The sequence below is a fragment of the Pseudomonas fluorescens genome, assembly GCF_001623525.1.
Classification (GTDB): Bacteria; Pseudomonadota; Gammaproteobacteria; order Pseudomonadales; family Pseudomonadaceae; genus Aquipseudomonas; species Aquipseudomonas fluorescens_Q.
Window position 1 is genome coordinate 3,092,713 of sequence record NZ_CP015225.1, and the last position, 17,454, is coordinate 3,110,166.

Annotated in this window: 16 protein-coding genes; 9 read left to right on the forward strand and 7 right to left on the reverse strand. The window is 62.4% G+C overall.

Annotated features, from left to right (window positions below):
* Nucleotides 1-23: 23 nt before the first annotated feature.
* The 3 genes from phhA to TK06_RS13235 all read left to right on the forward strand — a co-directional run bounded on the left by phhA (nucleotide 24) and on the right by TK06_RS13235 (nucleotide 2,458).
* Complete coding sequence (gene phhA, locus TK06_RS13225; protein ID WP_053120239.1) at nucleotides 24-809, forward strand: phenylalanine 4-monooxygenase; 786 nt, start codon at nucleotides 24-26, stop codon at nucleotides 807-809.
* Between the two features lie 99 nt (nucleotides 810-908).
* Complete coding sequence (locus tag TK06_RS13230; RefSeq protein WP_003184087.1) at nucleotides 909-1,265, forward strand: 4a-hydroxytetrahydrobiopterin dehydratase; 357 nt, start codon at nucleotides 909-911, stop codon at nucleotides 1,263-1,265.
* Nucleotides 1,265-2,458, forward strand: a complete 1,194-nt coding sequence (locus TK06_RS13235) for an amino acid aminotransferase (RefSeq protein WP_063322430.1) — start codon at nucleotides 1,265-1,267, stop codon at nucleotides 2,456-2,458. The genes TK06_RS13230 and TK06_RS13235 overlap by 1 nt, the downstream gene beginning before the upstream one ends.
* 192 nt (nucleotides 2,459-2,650) lie before the next feature.
* Here the strand turns inward: TK06_RS13235 and TK06_RS13240 are convergent, their stop codons facing one another.
* Nucleotides 2,651-3,214, reverse strand: a complete 564-nt coding sequence (locus TK06_RS13240; RefSeq protein WP_063322431.1) for an NAD(P)H nitroreductase — start codon at nucleotides 3,212-3,214, stop codon at nucleotides 2,651-2,653.
* A gap of 162 nt (nucleotides 3,215-3,376) precedes the next feature.
* Here TK06_RS13240 and TK06_RS13245 point away from each other — a divergent pair, with 162 nt between their 5' ends.
* Nucleotides 3,377-4,831, forward strand: a complete 1,455-nt coding sequence (locus TK06_RS13245; protein ID WP_063322432.1) for a TrkH family potassium uptake protein — start codon at nucleotides 3,377-3,379, stop codon at nucleotides 4,829-4,831.
* Here the strand turns inward: TK06_RS13245 and TK06_RS13250 are convergent.
* The gene (locus tag TK06_RS13250) at nucleotides 4,788-5,849 is read right to left on the reverse strand and encodes an AraC family transcriptional regulator (protein WP_086936647.1); all 1,062 of its coding nucleotides are present in this window, start codon (nucleotides 5,847-5,849) and stop codon (nucleotides 4,788-4,790) included. The genes TK06_RS13245 and TK06_RS13250 overlap by 44 nt on opposite strands.
* Nucleotides 5,850-6,169: 320 nt before the next feature.
* On the opposite strand from TK06_RS13250, the gene TK06_RS13255 reads away from it, so the two are divergent.
* Both TK06_RS13255 and TK06_RS13260 read left to right on the forward strand, forming a co-directional pair.
* On the forward strand, nucleotides 6,170-6,481 hold the full coding sequence (locus tag TK06_RS13255; protein ID WP_063322434.1) for a DUF962 domain-containing protein: 312 nt from the start codon (nucleotides 6,170-6,172) through the stop codon (nucleotides 6,479-6,481).
* Nucleotides 6,482-6,493: 12 nt separating this feature from the next.
* Nucleotides 6,494-7,081, forward strand: a complete 588-nt coding sequence (locus TK06_RS13260; protein ID WP_063322435.1) for an HD domain-containing protein — start codon at nucleotides 6,494-6,496, stop codon at nucleotides 7,079-7,081.
* Nucleotides 7,082-7,237: 156 nt separating this feature from the next.
* Here TK06_RS13260 and TK06_RS13265 read toward each other — a convergent pair whose 3' ends face one another.
* Nucleotides 7,238-8,053, reverse strand: a complete 816-nt coding sequence (locus TK06_RS13265; protein ID WP_063322436.1) for a UDP-2,3-diacylglucosamine diphosphatase — start codon at nucleotides 8,051-8,053, stop codon at nucleotides 7,238-7,240.
* A 135-nt stretch (nucleotides 8,054-8,188) separates the two neighbouring features.
* On the opposite strand from TK06_RS13265, the gene TK06_RS13270 reads away from it, so the two are divergent.
* Entirely contained in the window at nucleotides 8,189-8,938 is a 750-nt protein-coding gene (locus tag TK06_RS13270; RefSeq protein ID WP_063322437.1) for a helix-turn-helix transcriptional regulator, read from the forward strand.
* A gap of 117 nt (nucleotides 8,939-9,055) precedes the next feature.
* Nucleotides 9,056-9,946 carry a DMT family transporter gene (locus TK06_RS13275; protein WP_063322438.1) on the forward strand — a complete coding sequence of 297 codons (891 nt, stop codon included), beginning with the start codon at nucleotides 9,056-9,058 and terminating at the stop codon, nucleotides 9,944-9,946.
* Here TK06_RS13275 and TK06_RS13280 read toward each other — a convergent pair.
* Nucleotides 9,940-10,227: a SelT/SelW/SelH family protein gene (locus TK06_RS13280; protein WP_063322439.1), complete on the reverse strand. Its 288-nt coding sequence runs from the start codon at nucleotides 10,225-10,227 to the stop codon at nucleotides 9,940-9,942. The genes TK06_RS13275 and TK06_RS13280 overlap by 7 nt on opposite strands.
* Before the next feature lie 70 nt (nucleotides 10,228-10,297).
* Between TK06_RS13280 and TK06_RS13285 the strand changes: the two genes are divergently transcribed.
* Entirely contained in the window at nucleotides 10,298-12,499 is a 2,202-nt protein-coding gene (locus tag TK06_RS13285; protein WP_063322440.1) for a patatin-like phospholipase family protein, read from the forward strand.
* A 139-nt stretch (nucleotides 12,500-12,638) separates the two neighbouring features.
* Here the strand turns inward: TK06_RS13285 and TK06_RS13290 are convergent, their stop codons facing one another.
* The 3 genes from TK06_RS13290 to recQ all read right to left on the reverse strand — a co-directional run bounded on the left by TK06_RS13290 (nucleotide 12,639) and on the right by recQ (nucleotide 17,390).
* The gene (locus TK06_RS13290; protein WP_063322441.1) at nucleotides 12,639-14,597 is read right to left on the reverse strand and encodes a FimV/HubP family polar landmark protein; all 1,959 of its coding nucleotides are present in this window, start codon (nucleotides 14,595-14,597) and stop codon (nucleotides 12,639-12,641) included.
* Nucleotides 14,598-14,710: 113 nt separating this feature from the next.
* Nucleotides 14,711-15,145: a MarR family transcriptional regulator gene (locus TK06_RS13295; RefSeq protein ID WP_003199001.1), complete on the reverse strand. Its 435-nt coding sequence runs from the start codon at nucleotides 15,143-15,145 to the stop codon at nucleotides 14,711-14,713.
* Between the two features lie 118 nt (nucleotides 15,146-15,263).
* Complete coding sequence (gene recQ, locus TK06_RS13300) at nucleotides 15,264-17,390, reverse strand: DNA helicase RecQ (protein WP_063322442.1); 2,127 nt, start codon at nucleotides 17,388-17,390, stop codon at nucleotides 15,264-15,266.
* Nucleotides 17,391-17,454: the final 64 nt, after the last annotated feature.

Here is a 17,454-nt window from a genome sequence, read left to right on the forward strand (position 1 = left end):
AGGGAAATCAGCAGGAGAGCAGCATGAAGCAGACGCAGTACGTGGCCCGCGAGCCCGATGCGCAAGGTTTTATCCACTACACCGCCGAAGAACACGCGGTGTGGAACACGCTGATCACCCGCCAGTTGAAAGTCATCGAAGGCCGCGCGTGCCAGGAGTACCTGGATGGCATCGACAAGCTGGGCCTGCCCCACGACCGTATCCCGCAACTGGACGAAATCAACAAGGTGCTGGGCGAGACCACGGGCTGGCAAGTCGCCCGGGTGCCAGCGTTGATCCCCTTCCAGACCTTTTTCGAATTGCTCGCCAGCAAACAGTTTCCTGTGGCGACCTTCATTCGTACCCGAGAAGAGCTGGATTACCTGCAAGAGCCGGACATTTTCCACGAGATCTTCGGCCACTGCCCATTGCTGACCAACCCTTGGTTCGCGGAATTTACCCACACCTACGGCAAACTCGGCCTACAGGCCTCCAAGGAAGAACGCGTCTACCTGGCGCGCCTGTACTGGATGACCATCGAGTTCGGCCTGGTGCAGACCCCGCAGGGCCGGCGCATCTACGGCGGCGGCATCCTGTCTTCGCCCAAGGAAACCGTGTACTGCCTGTCGGACGAACCGGAACACCAGGCCTTCGATCCGCTGGAAGCCATGCGCACGCCGTATCGCATCGACATCCTGCAACCGGTGTATTTCGTGCTGCCCGAACTCAAGCGTCTGTTCGACCTGGCTCACGAAGACATCATGGGCATGGTCAAGCGCGGTCGGGAGCTGGGCTTGCATGCCCCGAAATTCCCACCAAAAGCGGCGTGAACCGCCTCTTTTAATCCCAATTGAGTCTGTTGCACGACGCTGCTTTGCTTTAGCGTGGATGCATCGACGTTTTCCAAATATTCGATCCAGGAACACACCATGAACACTCTGAACCAAGCCCATTGCGAAGCCTGCCGCGCCGATGCCCCGCAAGTCAGCGACGAAGAACTGCCGGTGCTGATCAAGCAGATCCCCGACTGGAACATCGAAGTGCGCGACGGCGTGATGCAACTGGAAAAAGTTTTCCTGTTCAAGAACTTCAAGCACGCCCTGGCGTTCACCAACGCCGTCGGCGAGATCTCCGAGGCCGAAGGCCACCACCCAGGCCTGCTCACCGAATGGGGCAAAGTCACCGTGACCTGGTGGAGCCACTCCATCAAGGGCCTGCACCGCAACGACTTCATCATGGCCGCCCGCACCGATGACGTGGCCAAGACCGCCGAGGGCCGCAAGTAATGCATTTCGACGCCATCGGCCGGGTCCCCGGCGACCCGATCCTGGGCCTGATGGAGGCCTACGGGGCGGACGCCAACCCGAGCAAGTTCGACCTGGGCGTGGGCGTCTACAAGGATGCCCAGGGCCTGACGCCGATTCTTCAGTCAGTGAAACAGGCTGAACAACGGCTAGTGGATCGCCAGACCACCAAGACCTACATCGGCGGCCATGGCGACGCTGCATTCGGCCAATTGATCAACGAGCTCGTACTGGGCGCCGACTCGCCGCTGATCAGCGCAAAACGTGCCGGCGCCACCCAGACACCGGGCGGTACCGGTGCGCTGCGCCTGAGTGCCGACTTCATCGCTCAATGCCTGCCGGGCCGTGGCGTGTGGCTGAGCAACCCGACCTGGCCGATCCACGAGACCATCTTCGCCGCGGCCGGGGTCAAGGTCGGTCACTACCCTTACGTGGGCGCCGATAACCGCCTGGATTTCGAGGCGATGCTGGCGACCTTGAACCAGGCCCCCAAAGGCGATGTCGTGCTGCTGCACGCCTGCTGCCACAACCCCACCGGGTTCGACCTGTCCCATGAGCAATGGCGTCAGGTGTTGGAGGTGGTGCGCGACCGCGACCTGCTGCCGCTGATCGATTTCGCCTACCAGGGCTTCGGCGATGGATTGGAACAGGACGCCTGGGCGGTCCGGCTGTTTGCCCAAGCCCTGCCGGAAGTGCTGGTCACCAGTTCCTGCTCGAAGAACTTCGGCCTGTACCGCGATCGTACCGGTGCGTTGATCGTCTGTGCCCGGGATGCCGAGAAGCTGGTGGACATCCGCAGCCAACTGGCAAACATCGCCCGCAACCTGTGGTCGACACCGCCGGATCATGGTGCGGCCGTGGTGGCGACCATTCTCGGCAACCCGGAACTCAAAAGCCTGTGGGCCGATGAAGTCCAGGCCATGCGCCTGCGCATCGCGCAATTGCGCAGCGGTTTGCTGGAGGCCCTCGAACCCCATGGCTTGCGCGAACGCTTCGCCCATATCGGCGTGCAACGCGGGATGTTTTCCTACACCGGCCTGACGCCGGAACAGGTCAAGCACCTGCGCGAACGCCACAGTGTCTACATGGTCGGCACCGGCCGGGCCAACGTGGCCGGCATCGACGCCACGCGCCTGGACCTGCTGGCCGAAGCGATTGCCGACGCTTGCAAGTAACCCAAGGCCAGGCACTTTCCCTGTGGCGAGGGAGCTTGCTCCCGCTGGGCTGCGCAGCAGCCCTGAGACTTGGCACCTCGGCGTGTCAGGCGGCCTCTAACCAGGCTTTTGGGGCGGCTTCGCCGCCCAGCGGGAGCAAGCTCCCTCGCCACAGTGGATCCCCCCCCCAAGTCATCCGCCGCCCTTGAGACGTTACTGGCCCGTCCACTCCCGGACAAACTGCCCGACATCTTCCTTCGGCGCCGTGCGCGCTTCTTTCTGCGGCGTGCCCAGGTAGAGGAAACCGATCACCTCTTCCCCGTCCTCAAGGCCAAGCCCCCTGGCCACATGCGGCGAGTACGCCAGTTCACCGGTACGCCACACACCGCCAACCCCCTGGGCATACGCCGCCAACAAGATGCCATGGGCCGCGCAGCCGGCCGCCAACAGCTGCTCGGATTTGGGGATTTTGAAATGGTCCTGCAGACGGGCGACCACCACCACGACCAAGGGCGCGCGCAATGGGCCGTTGAGGGCCTTTTCCACGACGCTCTCCGGTACCAGCGGGTCATTGAACCGCGCGGCTTCGGCCAGCAGTTCGCCCATGCGATGCCGCGCCTGACCTTCGACCGTCAGAAAACGCCATGGCCGCAACTGGCCGTGATCCGGCGCCCGCATGGCCGCGGCAAACATGAGCTCGCGCTGCTCCGCAGTGGGGGCCGGGTCCACCAGGCGCGGGACGGAAACACGGTTGAGCAAAGCGTCGAGAGCCTGCATCGGCCACCTCCTGAAAAAATGTCCAGCTATTCTAGTGGCTGTGCGGCGAGTTCGTCAGCGCAAATTCCGCGGCCAGTTGCCCACTCGGCGCCGGGTGCCGGTTTACAGGGCGCTTGTCGCGGGTAGAATGGCGCCCTTCCTTTTCCAGCCTGAGCGGACTTCATGGCGTTGCCGACCCTGCGGATCATTGGTTTCATCATCGGCATCTTCCTGATCACCCTGGCGATCTTCATGGTCGTGCCCATGGCCACCCTGATGGTCTTCGAGCGCACCGCCGACCTGCCGTCGTTCCTCTGGTCGAGCATGATTACCTTCGTCGCCGGCCTGGCCCTGGTGCTTCCGGGGCGCCCGGAACACATCCACCTGCGCCCGCGCGACATGTACTTGCTGACTGTCAGCAGTTGGCTCGTGGTGTGTATCTTTGCCGCGCTGCCGTTCCTGCTGACCCAGAAGATCAGCTATACCGACTCGTTTTTCGAAAGTATGTCGGGCATCACCGCCACCGGCGCCACCGTCCTGAGCGGCCTGGACACCATGTCCCCGGGCATCCTGATGTGGCGCTCGCTGCTGCACTGGCTCGGCGGTATCGGCTTCATCGGCATGGCGGTGGCGATCCTGCCGCTGCTGCGCATCGGTGGCATGCGGTTGTTCCAGACCGAATCGTCGGACCGCTCGGAAAAAGTCATGCCCCGTTCCCACATGGTGGCGCGGCTGATCGTGGCGTCCTACGTGGGCATCACCATCCTCGGCACCCTGGCGCTCTGGTGGGCCGGGATGAGCCTGTTCGATGCCATCAACCATGCGATGTCGGCGATCTCCACCGGCGGTTTCTCCACCTCGGACCTGTCCCTGGCCAAATGGACCCAGCCGGCGGTGCACTGGGTCGCCATTGTCATCATGATCCTCGGCAGCCTGCCGTTTGCCCTGTACGTCTCGATGTTGCGGGGCAATCGCCGGGCGCTGATCAAGGACCAGCAGGTCCAGGGGCTCATCGGGGTGTTGTTGGTGACCTGGCTGGTGCTCGGCACCTGGTATTGGGCGACCACCGACCTGCATTGGCTGGACGCGCTGCGGCACGTGGCGCTGAACGTGACGTCCATCGTCACCACCACCGGTTTCGCCCTCGGCGACTACAGCCTGTGGGGCAATTTTTCGCTGATGCTGTTTTTCTACCTGGGGTTCGTCGGTGGTTGCTCAGGCTCGACGGCCGGCGGGATCAAGATTTTCCGCTTCCAGGTCGCCTACATCCTGCTGCGGGCCAACCTTAATCAACTGATCCACCCCCGCGCGGTGATCAAACAGAAATACAACGGTCATCGCCTCGACGAAGAAATCGTCCGCTCGATCCTTACGTTCTCGTTCTTCTTCGCCATCACCATCTGCGTGATCGCCCTGCTGCTGTCGCTGCTGGGCGTGGAATGGATGACGGCGCTGACCGGTGCGGCCAGCACCGTGTCCGGCGTCGGCCCGGGGCTGGGAGAGACCATCGGGCCGGCCGGCAACTTCGCACCGCTGCCGGACGCGGCCAAGTGGATTCTGTCCGCAGGCATGCTGCTGGGCCGACTGGAGATCATCACGGTGTTCGTGCTGTGTATCCCGGCGTTCTGGCGTCACTGACCACTTCTGGCTGGCTCGCCAACCGTGCCCGGTATTCACCGGGCGTGGTGTCGAACCAACGGCGAAAGGCCCGGAAAAAATTGCTCGGGTCGGCAAACCCCAACAGATAGGCGATCTCCAGCAGCGTCATGCCCGGCTGCGCCAGATACTGCTCGGCCAGTTCACGACGGGTGTCCTCCAGCAAACTCTGGAAACTGGTGCCCTCTTCCTGCAAGCGCCGCTGCAAGGTGCGCTGTGACAGGTGCAGCGTCTGCGCCACCACGTCACGCTTGGGCTCGCCCTGGGGCAACAGCCGACACAATATTTGTCGCGCCTTGTGGGTCACGCGGCTTTCCGAAAAACGCGCGAGGTATTCACCGGCAAACCGGTCATGCAACTGCGCCATGGCTTCGTTGGCCGTAGGCAGCGGCGCCTCCATGTCGGCCCGTTCAAAAATCAGCGCGTCATAAGACGCGCCGAACTCCAGCGGCGCGCAGAAGGCTCGCTGATAAGGCGCCAGGTCCAGGGGTTCGGTGCCTTGGAACAGCACTTTTACCGGGTGCAAGGTACGCCCGGTCAGCCAGTTGCACAGGGCCAACGCACAGGCCAGGGATGCTTCGGCACTTTGGCGGGTCGGGGGCAAATGGTCGCCGTGTACCGTCAAAATCAGCCCGTAGCCTTCTTCCAACCGACGAAAACTCAAGTCGGCGCTTTCGGCAATGATCCGCTGGTATCGCACCAGTCGCTGGAACCCCTCCGCCAGCGTGCGACTGGACATCAAGGCGTAGCCCGCCACATGGAACGAGGCCGGGCGCACCACTTTACCCATGTTCAAGCCAATGGCCGGGTTACCTGACAATTCCACCGCCCGTTGCCAGAGCCGCGTCATCGAGTCCTGGGAAAAACGTGCATCCGGATCGTCGAGCGCATCGAAGTCCAGCCCCAGTTGCTTGAACAGCACCCGACAATCCAGGCCGTCGATTTCCAACGCCTTGACAATCCCCATCGCCCAGCTTGAAGAAGTCGTTCGTTCGTTCATGACGTTTTACTTGCATGACGAGCCGCAGGGTACGGCTGGATTTGCGAAGGATAGCAGTGTCCGGTCTTACCAATAACGCCCCTTTTGGACGAGCGGCTGTTGTTGTCAGGCAAGACGCCACGACGACTCATAGCCCGCTATGGCGAGGAGTGGCAACGCAGCATGACGGCAACAGAAGCCGTCCAAAAGGGGCGTTATTGGTAAGACCGGACACTAGAGTGGCGCCCATTGTCACTGGCTGTTGCAAATGATGGCTCTAGACTCAAAGCAAGCCACTGGATGCATCGGTCGCCAGAACAATAACCAAAGAGCCTGCAGTCTTGGAAAACACTAAACGATTCAATAGCTTCGCCGAGTTCTACCCGTACTACCTCAGCGAACACAGCAACAGCACCTGCCGACGATTGCATTTCATCGGCACATCCCTGGTCATCCTGGTGTTCGCCCTCGCTCTCGTCGTGGGAAGCGGGTGGCTGTGGCTCGCCCTGCCCGTGGCCGGCTACGGCTTCGCCTGGGTCGGGCACTTCTTCTTCGAAAAAAACCGTCCCGCCACCTTCCAGCATCCGCTCTACAGCCTGCTCGGCGATTTCGTCATGTACCGCGACATGCTGCTGGGCAAGGTCGCGTTCTAACAAGGACTGCCGATGAGCAACCACGCGCGCTTTACCCACATGAAAGAAGGCACCCAACAAGACTGGGCGATCATCGCGGCCGACTTCAGCGCCTACGCGCGGCAATTGCCGGGCCGGATCCTCGCCCACTTGAAACTGCTGGACGGCGATTTCGGCGGGTTCCCGGTGGATCGCCTGACCCATTCCCTGCAAACCGCCACCCGCGCCTACCGTGACGGGCGGGACGAGGAGTACGTGGTCTGCGCCCTGCTCCACGACATCGGTGACACCCTGGGTTCATACAACCACCCGGACATCGCCGCGGCGATCCTCAAGCCTTTCGTCAGCGCCGAAAACCTGTGGATGGTGGAGAAGCACGGGATTTTCCAGGGCTATTACTTCTTCCATCACCTGGGCATGGACCGACACCTGCGCGAGCAATTCAGTGGCCATCCGCAATACCAGGCGACCATTGAGTTCTGTGCGAAGTACGACGCGGCGGCATTCGATGCCGAATACGACACCCTGCCCTTGAGTTTCTTCGAGCCGATGCTGGAAAGGGTCTTTGCCACGCCGAAGCAATCGATCTACAAGGCGGCGATGGCTGACATACCGGCCTGACAGATACAGTGCCCCCTGTGGCGAGGGGATTTATCCCCGCTGGGCTGCGAAGCAGCCCCAAAATGACTACCTGAGTTTGCGATCTACCTGATAAACCGAGGGGGCTGCTGCGCAGCCCAACGGGGATAAATCCCCTCGCCACAAAGGGTGTAAGACTCACGCAGGTTCGGCGACCTTTTCGGCCTTGAGCAACGCTTCGCGCGCCTGGGCCTCCGCCAACCGATACAACTCGATCGACCCGTCCCAATGCTCGATCAGCGCCGTGCAGGATTCGACCCAATCGCCACAATTGAGGTATTCCACCTCACCCACCCTGCGCATCTCCGCGTGGTGGATATGCCCACAGACCACGCCATGCAGTTCGCGCTTCACACACTCGTGGGCGATGGCTTCTTCGAAATCGCTGATGAAGCTGACGGCGGTCTTGACCTTATGCTTGAGGTACGCCGACAACGACCAGTAGCCGTAGCCGTAACGGGCTCGCCAATGGTTTAGCCAGCGGTTCAACGTGAGGGTGAACTCGTAGGCCGAATCCCCGAGGAACGCCAGCCAACGGTGGTACCGGGTGATGACATCGAACTGGTCACCATGGATCACCAACAGATGCCGGCCATCGGCCGTGACGTGCACCGCTTCGTCCACCAACTGGATATTGCCCAGGATCAGCTTCGAATAGCGCCGCAGGAATTCGTCATGGTTGCCGGTAACGTAGATCACTTCGGTGCCGCGCTTGCTCATGGTCAGCAAGCGACGAATGACGTTGGTGTGGGCCTGGGGCCAATACATGCCACCGCGCAGTTTCCAACCATCGATGATGTCACCCACCAAGTAGATTTTGTCGGCGTGGTAGCCCTTGAGAAACTGCGACAAGTGCTCGGCCTGGCAATCCCGGGTACCCAGGTGCACATCGGAAATCCACAGGGTGCGTACACGCTGTTTGCGGCTGGGTCTGGCGAGCTCGGCGCTGGTCATTGGGCAACCCTCTGATCGTTTTCGCCACTGTGCACGCCAGCGGTTAATGGCCCATGACAAACACAAGTCCATTACATGACAGCGCGGGCCGGTGTGCCCCCGGTGTATGCTGGCGGCCTGACACGGGAGACCGCGATGAGACCGATCCTCACGCTACGCCACTACAGCCACGATCTGATTGTCCACAGCCACGACCACGCGCAACTGGTGTTCGGGTTGTCCGGCGCGCTGGATTTCGAGGTCGAAGGGCGTGGCAGCCAGGTGGTGCAACAGAGTTTCGTGGTAGTACCCGCCGGTGCCCATCACGCCTGCGGCAGCCCCCACGGCAGCCGTTGCCTGGTGCTGGATGTGCCCAGTGACGATTGGGTCGGGCAATGCCTGGGGGATCACGCCGACGCCAGCCGCCGTTTGCTCGACGACACCGCGCGCCTGCCCCTGGATGCGGGGCAAAGCCAGTTGGTCAGTTGGTTGGCGGGCAGCCCGGTGGACGATCCGGTGATCGCCCAGCAAGGCGCGGTGCTGCTGCTGGCGAGTCTCAATAACGCTCGCCAGGCAACCCACGGCGGCCGGCGCCTGCCCTACGCCGCGCTCAATGCCCACATCGACCAGAACGCCGCCTATGCGCTGCAAGTGGCGGACCTGGCGCGAATCGCCGGCCTCTCCAACGCCCGCCTGCACGCACGCTTCGTCGCCGAGTGCGGGCAAACCCCGATGGATTACATCCGCAGCCGTCGCTTGCACAAGGCCGTAGCGTTGTTGCGTGATTCGCAGTTGCCCATCGGTGAGATCGCCCACCGCGTCGGCTACAGCTCCCAAAGTGCCTTCTCCGCGGCGGTGCTGCGCGAATTCGGCGTCTCGCCGGGCAAGCTGCGGCGTCAGCGCTAGCTTCGCGCTAAAAATCGCTAGGATCGCGACAGACGCCAGCACCTCCCTAACGCTTAAATACCCCCATGGGATTGATGTTTGTCCGTCGGTTTTGGCTTATCTGTTGAAAGGATTGAAATGACACCTCGTACTGCCCTAGGCGCCCTGCACATCGGCGCACTCATGTTTGGCCTGACCGGTGTCTTCGGCAAACTCGCCGCGGCTTCGCCGGCGGTCATCGTGTTCGGGCGCGCCGTCTTCGCCGTGCTGGCCCTGGCGATGTTCGCCCGGTTCGCCAGCAACAGCCGCTGGCAGAAGCTGCGGGCCCGGGATGGCCGGCGATTGTTGCTTGGGGGGCTGTTGCTGGCCGGGCATTGGGTGAGTTTCTTCATCGCCGTGAAGGTGGCCGGCGTGGCGGTCGCCACGCTGGGGTTCGCCAGTTTCCCGGCCTTCACGGTATTGCTCGAGGGGCTGATCTTCCGCGAACGGATTCGCGCCAATGAAATCTGGCTGGTGGTGCTGGTGAGCGTCGGCCTGGTGTTGGTCACGCCGAACTTCGACCTGGCCAGCGGTGCCACCACTGGCCTGCTGTGGGCCGTGGCCTCGGGGTTGCTCTTCTCCCTGTTGTCCTTGACCAACCGTGCCGGTTCGGCGCACGTCCCGCCGGTGCAGGCCGCGCTGTGCCAGAACGTGGTGGTCGGGTTGTGCCTGCTGCCGATGGCCGCGCCACAATTGAGCGACGTTCGCCCCCTCGACTGGTTGTGGATCGGCTTGCTCGGCGTGTTCTGCACCGGCCTGGCCCACAGCCTGTTCGTCGCCAGCCTGGCGGTGATCAAGGCCCGCACGGCGGCGGTGGTGTTCGCCATGGAGCCGGTCTATGGCATCGCCATGGCCTGGTGGCTGTTCGATGAGAACCCGACCCTGCGCATGCTGCTGGGTGGCGTGGTGATCATCGCGGCCATCGTGATCTCAAGCCAACTGGGCGGTTCGAAGAAACCGGGGGTTGGCGCCCAAGCCGCGTCTCACTGAACCCGATCGTTGTGGCCCAGGTCCCGCTCCGGATCGATCCGGTCGCGGACCCGCTGCTTGAGGACCTTGGCTTCGGGAAAACCGCCATCGGCCTTGCGCTCCCAGATCTGCGTATTGTCGCAACTGATGTGGAACACGCCACCGGTGCCCGGTACCAGGGACACTTTGCCCAAGTCGTCGCCGAAGGTGCTGAGCAGTTCCTGGGCCAGCCAGGCAGCGCGCAACAGCCATTGGCACTGGGTGCAATACGTGATGACGACTTCCGGTTTATGTTCGGTCATTGCGGGTGGACTCCTGGATTCGAAGGCGTCGTTATAATACCCGCCTTTGACGCCCGCCCCGAGATTGACGATGCGCCGCCTCCTGCCCCTCCTGCTTCTGTTGCTGTTGCCCCTGCTCGGCCATGCCAACGTGTCCGCCGTCGAAGCGCCACGCCCGAAAATCGGCCTGGTGCTGTCCGGCGGTGCCGCACGGGGGCTGGCTCACATCGGCGTGCTCAAGGCCCTGGAAGAGCAAGGCATCAAGATCGATGCCATCGCCGGCACCAGCATGGGCGCGGTCATCGGCGGGCTATATGCCTCAGGCTACAAGATCGACGAACTGGAAAAACTCGCCCTGGGCATCGACTGGCAACAGGCTCTGTCCGATGCGCCGCCACGCAAGGACGTACCCTTCCGGCGCAAGCAGGATGACCGGGACTTCCTGGTCAAACAGAAACTGAGTTTTCGTGACGACGGCAGCCTCGGCCTGCCCTTGGGGGTCATCCAGGGCCAGAACCTGGCCCTGCTGCTCGAAAGCCTGCTGGCCCACGCCAGTGATACACGGGACTTCGACAAACTGCCGATCCCGTTTCGCGCAGTCGCCACTGACATCGCCACGGGCGAAAAAGTCGTGTTCCGCAAAGGCCACCTGCCCAAGGTCATCCGCGCCAGCATGTCGATCCCGGCGGTATTCGCCCCGGTGGAACTGGACAACCGACTGCTGGTGGACGGCGGCATGTCCGACAACATCCCGCTGGATGTGGCCCGGGAAATGGGCGTGGACGTGGCCATCGTGGTCGACATCGGTACGCCCCTGCGCAACCGCAAGCAACTGGTCACGGTGGTCGATGTGCTGAACCAGTCGACCACCCTGATGACCCGGCGCAACTCTGAAGAGCAACTGGCAACGCTGAAGAAAGACGACGTGCTGATCCAGCCGGCGCTGGCGAGCTTCGGCTCCACCGATTTCGGCCGGGCCCAGGACATGATCGACGCCGGTTACCGTGCCACGCGGATACTCGAGACACGCCTGGCGCCTCTACGCCCGTCCGAGGCGCCCGACGCCGAGCTCATGGCCGCGCGCACCCCAAGCGAGCGCACGCCGGTCATCACCGCCATTCGGGTGGAGAACGACTCGAAAGTCGGCGATGACGTGATCCGCTATTACGTTCGCCAGAAAATCGGCGAGCCGCTGGACCTGGGCCGCCTGCAGACCGACATGGGCACACTGTACGGCCTGGATTACTTCGAACAGGTGCAATACCGCGTGGTCCGCAAGGGCCCGGATCACACGCTGGTGATCAGCGCCCGGGGCAGACGTACCGGCACCGACTACCTGCGGCTGGGGCTGAGCCTGTCGGACGACATGCGCGGCGACAGCGCTTTCAACCTGGGAGCCAGCTATCGGGTCAACGGCATCAATCGCCTCGGTGCCGAATGGCTGACCCGGGCGCAGATCGGCGACAAGCAGGAGCTGTACAGCGAGTTCTACCAACCATTGGATGTCGGTTCACGTTACTTCATCGCGCCCTACGGGCAATTTGAATCCCGCAACGTGGAGTCCATCCTGGACAACGATCCGGTGGCCCAGTATCGCGTCGAGCGCTATGGCTTCGGGCTGAACGTGGGCCGCCAAATCAGCAACAACGGCGAAATCCGCTTCGGTGTCGGCCAGGCCTGGGGCAAGGCGGATGTGCGCATTGGCGATCACGACCAGCCCAGCGAAAACTTCAATGAAGGTTTCTATGAGCTGAAGTACTCCTTCGATTCCTTCGACAACGTGTATTTCCCCCACGAAGGGGAAGATATCGGCCTGAGCTGGCGCCAATACGAACCAGGGCTGGGTTCCGACCAGCGTTACCGCCAGTGGGAGTTCAAGCTGGACAAAGCCCTGAGCAGCGGCCCGGACACCTTCATCCTGGGCGGGCGCTACGGTCGAACACTGGACACTGCTGAAGTCGTGACGTCCAGCTTTGTGCTCGGTGGCGCGCGGCAACTGTCAGGCTTTCGCGAAGACGGGGTATCCGGACAGAACATCAGCCTGATGCGTGCCGTGTATTACCGCCGCCTCACACCGCGGGCCTATCTGCCACTGGACTTCCCGCTGTACATCGGCGGCTCGTTGGAACGCGGCCGGGCCTGGAACAACGACAATGAATTCGACAGCGGCTACATCAACGCCGCCAGCATTTTCCTGGGCTTCGATACACCGCTGGGGCCACTGAATTTCAGCTATGGTTTTAACGACGATGATGAACAGGCGGTGTACCTGAACCTGGGGCAGACGTTTTGATGGGCTGGGTGTTGCCTGGACGGGATTGATAACCTGACAGACCGTCATCGCGAGCAAGCTCGCTCCCACATGGGGGCGCAGATGGCTGTGGGAGCGGGCTTGCTCGCGAAGAGGCCAGCCGCTACAGCCTCGATGGTTCTTAGCGAATCCCCGCCAGCAGCACCCGGGCGGTCTGCTTGAGGGGTTCGTCACCCTCCTCGAGCAGTTCTTCAAGCAGGGAGACGGCGGTTTTCAGGTCTCCGTCGTCGATGCAATTCTGTGCCTGCTCCAACTTGACCGAGTGTTCCGGGGCCTGAGGCTTGAGGGGCAGGGTGTCCAGGGAAACAGGTTCAAGGGCCAGTGGCTCAAGTTCCAGCGACTGTTCTTCGTCGGCAAAGCTATCGAGGAAGGCATCGTCCAACGACTCGGTTTCCAGTGGCGCTTCCCATTGCAGATCCGGCTCGTCAAAACCTGAAAGCGAAAAGCTCTCGGCGGCGTAAGGTGAAACAGCCTCTTTATCGGCAGTGTTGTCCTGGGCATCGGCGAGGTCCCAGCTGGTTTCCATGGACAGCGCATCCAGGTCCAACTCGAACTCGTCACCGGGCCCCGGCTCACGTTCAGGAGCAGGTGTCGGTGCCGGAGTAGATGAAAGAACCGGGACCTGAGGTGGTACCGACGCCACTGTCGGCGTGGCGATCATGGAAACCTTGGGGTAGCGCCCGCGGACCTCCTCCAACGTCCCGGCATCGATACCCTGTGCCTGTAGATGATGCTCCTGGGCCTGGAAACCGATGACATCGCCCTGCTTGCCCAGTACTTCCAGCAACTTGAGGCCCAGGTCGGTGCGCTCCGGCTCCGCCAGCAACGCGGCGCGCAACAGCCCTGCGGCCTCGGTGAATCGACCGTAGGTCAGGTAGATCCCGACGCCCTCCAGCACATCACCCAGGGGCGTGTCACCGTTATTGAACGATGCCGCGGTCTCGGACGGCTCCGTATCGGGGATTGATGCAAAGGTTTCGTCGCCCTCCTCCAGCATCGGCTCGGGACGCCCGGTCATCGGTTCCAACTCGGCCTGCTGCTGCCGACGCCGAACGAACAGTAACAGCGCCAGCAACCCCAACAGGCCCACCAGCCCCGCCACCCATGTCCAATTGATGCCCTCTGGCTCTGCTACCGGTTCTGTAGCGGGTTGCGCGTTCGACGCCAGTTCCGATGCAGGAAGCGCCGGTTGCGGTTGCGTCGATGCGACAGGGGCTGGCGCTACCTCGGCCAGCCGGGCCTGCAATTCGCTGATCTGCTTGCGCTGGCCAGCGACTTCCTCGTCCTGGGCCTGGAGCCGGGCCTGCAGTTGCTCGATAGTCTTCTGTTGCTGCTGGTTTAGCAGCACGCTGGCGGCCAATTGCTCATCGGCCGCGACGGGGGCCTGGCCGGCCGGGGTTGCAGCCGACGTCGGCAGCACGGCCGAATCGGGCAACAACAAGCGCTGGCCGATGGAAAGCCGGTCGCTGCCGGGGTTCAAGGCCTGGATTGCTTGCATCAATTCATTGATCGACGCGTTGCTGCCGGCGTCATGCAGGCGTTTGGCGATGAGCCAGGGGTTGTCCCCCGGCACCACGGTGTAGCGCTTGCCCTGTACCGCCGGGGGCGGCTTGATGGACGGCGGGGCCTCGGAAGGTTCGTCACGGACAGGCACGATACCCGGTGTGCCCGGCGGGTCGATCAGCACGGTGTATTCGCGCAGCAGGCGCCCGTTGGGCTGATTGAGCTGCACCAGGAAGTTGAGAAAGGGTTCCTCCACCGGTTTGCTGGAGGTCACCCGAATGAAGCTGCGCTCCCCGCGCAAGACCGGCGTGAAGCGCAGGTTGTTGAGAAAAAACGCCCGCTCCACACCCGCACGACTGAAATCGTCCGGGCTCGCCAGGCTGGCCGACAGATCGCCCTCGCCGATGCCGGCCACATCGACCAGGGCGATATCGGCGCGCAACGGCTGGTTCAGGGCGGAATGGAGCGTTATGTCCCCCAGTCCCAGCGCCGACGCCAAGGCCGAATACCCCAGGGCACCCACGACGACCGACACGTTGACCCAACTGCGCAACGTGGACTGCAAACTTTCAAGCATGGGTATCCCTTTCGACTACCAGACTGAGCGTAAACGCATCCATTACGATCACTTAGTACTGGTTATAGTTCGCTAATCGCCGAATCTCAAAAGTCTGGCGCCAGGGATATGCCTCAGGATTTTTCCAGGTTGGCCAGGATCGTACCGTGGACCCGCATGCACACGCGCATGTCCGCTTCATCGACCCCTTCGAACAGCTCACGACGCAATTGCGTGGCAATGGTTTCGATTTGTTCGATCAACGGTAGGGCCGGTGCGCAGAGCACGATTTTCTTGGCCCGGCGGTCCTCGGCCACGGCCTGGCGCTGCACCAGCCCCTGGGTTTCCAGGCTGTCGAGCAACCGGGCCAGGGTCGGCCCTTCGACGGCGACGCTCTGGGCCAGTTCACGCTGGGTCGGCGCCTGTTCGAAACGGGCCAGGTGCAACAGCACCAGCCAACGCGCCTGGGACAGGCCCAACCCGGCCAGGCGACGATCCAGTTCGGCACGCCAGCCTCGAGACATTTGCGCCAACTGCATGCCAAAACGGTGTTGATCGGTTAACGGCATAAAAAAACTCATCAGATCTGAAATAGAGAAAAACTAATTATTAGTCAGCTAAGCATGAGCTTTGGATTCAAGCAAGGCTCGCCTTGTACTGAATCGTTAAAGGAACGCAACTTACTGATCAGACTTCAAATTCCGACTGCAATGCAGCCCTGACGCAATACAACACGCCTTCGGGAACCCGTCCGACAAACAGTGCGGCAACTTCAGACACTGGTGGTAACTCGCCTTCGCCGTCCAGGAAGGCATCCTGCACTTCACCCATCAGTTCCTCGGGCAGATCCAGTGCCTGTTCCAGGGATAACTGCTGTTTGCCAATGGCCTCGGCCAGCATCGTGTAGACGTTCTTTTCCGAGCACTGCAGTTGCCCGGCGATCTGCAACGGCGTCATGCCGGCCCGGGCCAGTGTGATGAGTTCGTGGCGTACATCGGCCACCGCTTTCGGTGCTTCGGCCTCGCCGCCCAGTACCTGGAGGAAGGCCTCGCCATACCGCTCCAGCTTGCGCGCGCCCACGCCACTGACCCGGGCCATTTCCGCCAGGGAGGTGGGCTGGCTGCGGAGCATTTCCAGCAGCGTCGAGTCGGGGAAGATGACGTACGGCGGGACGCCGTGCTCCTCGGCCAGCTTGCGCCGCAAGGCCCGCAAGGCTTCCCATTGATCGCGCTCTTCGCCACGCACCAGTTGGCTGGCCTGGCTCTTGCTGCTCTTGACCGCCGTTGCCGGTTTGAGGTCGCGGCGCAGTTCGAGGGTGACTTCACCTTTGAGCAATGGCCGGCAAGTCGCACTCAGGCGCAGGCCGCCGTAGCCTTCCAGGTCGATGTCGGCCAGACCGCGGGCCACCAGTTGTCGGAATAATGAACGCCACTCACTCTCGGTGCGCGCCTTGCCCACACCGAACACCGACAGGTGCTGGTGGCCAAAGCTGCGGACCTTTTCGTTGTCCTTGCCCAGTAACACGTCCACCAGATGCCCAACACCGTAGCGCTGGCCGGTGCGGAAAATCGCCGACAAGGCCTGGCGGGCCGGTTCGGTGGCGTCCCAGGTTTCCACGCCATCGACGCAGTTGTCGCAATGCCCGCAAGGCTGGGGCATGTCTTCGTCGAAATAGGCCAGCAGGGTCTGGCGCCGGCAGCGGGTTTCTTCGCACAGCGAGAGCATCGCGTCGAGCTTGTGCTGCTCCAGGCGCTTGTGGCGCTCATCACCTTCGGAGCTCTGCAACATCTGCTTGAGCATCACCACGTCTTGCAGGCCGTAGGCCATCCAGGCGTCGGCCGGCAAGCCATCACGACCGGCACGCCCGGTTTCCTGGTAATACGCCTCGAGGGACTTGGGCAGGTCCAGGTGCGCGACAAAACGCACGTTGGGCTTGTCGATGCCCATGCCGAACGCAATGGTGGCCACCATGATCAGGCCTTCCTCGTTGAGGAAGCGCTTCTGGTGATAGGCCCGCAGGTCGTTGGGCAGGCCGGCGTGATACGGCAACGCCGGGAACCCCTGCTCACACAGAAACGCCGCCACTTCATCGACCTTCTTGCGCGACAGGCAGTAGACGATGCCGGCATCACTGCGACGTTCGGCGAGAAACGCCAGCAACTGCTTGCGCGGCTGCTCCTTGGGTACAATGCGGTAGAAAATATTCGGACGGTCGAAGCTGGACAGGAAGCGCTCGGCATCCTGCAAGTGCAGGCGCTCGACGATTTCCTCGCGGGTGCGCTTGTCAGCGGTGGCGGTCAGGGCGATGCGCGGCACGTCGGGGAACAGTTCAGCCAATTGCCCCAGTTGCAGGTATTCACGTCGGAAATCGTGGCCCCATTGAGATACGCAGTGGGCTTCGTCGATGGCGAACAGGGCGATTTCCAGGCTCTGCAGGAACGCCAGCATACGTGGCTGCACCAGGCGTTCCGGGGCCAGGTACAACATCTTCACTTCGCCGCGCCTGATGCGTGTCGCCAGGTCCCGCTGTTGCTCGGCGCTGAGGGTGGAGTTCAGCGAAGCAGCGGCAACCCCCAGCTCCTCGAGGGTCGCAACCTGGTCGTCCATCAATGCGATCAGTGGCGAGACCACCACGGCCAGGCCGTTGCGCAACAACGCCGGGACCTGGAAGCACAAGGATTTGCCGCCGCCGGTGGGCATGAGCACCAGGGCATCGCCACCGCTGGCCACGCGCTCAATAATGGCACCCTGGCGGCCACGGAAACTGTCGTAGCCGAAGATGTCCTTGAGGACGCGTTGAGCCTGTTCGAGCATAGAAACTCCAAAAATCACCGAAACATCCCTGCAAGGCTGGTTCAGAATCACAAAAGCTGCACCG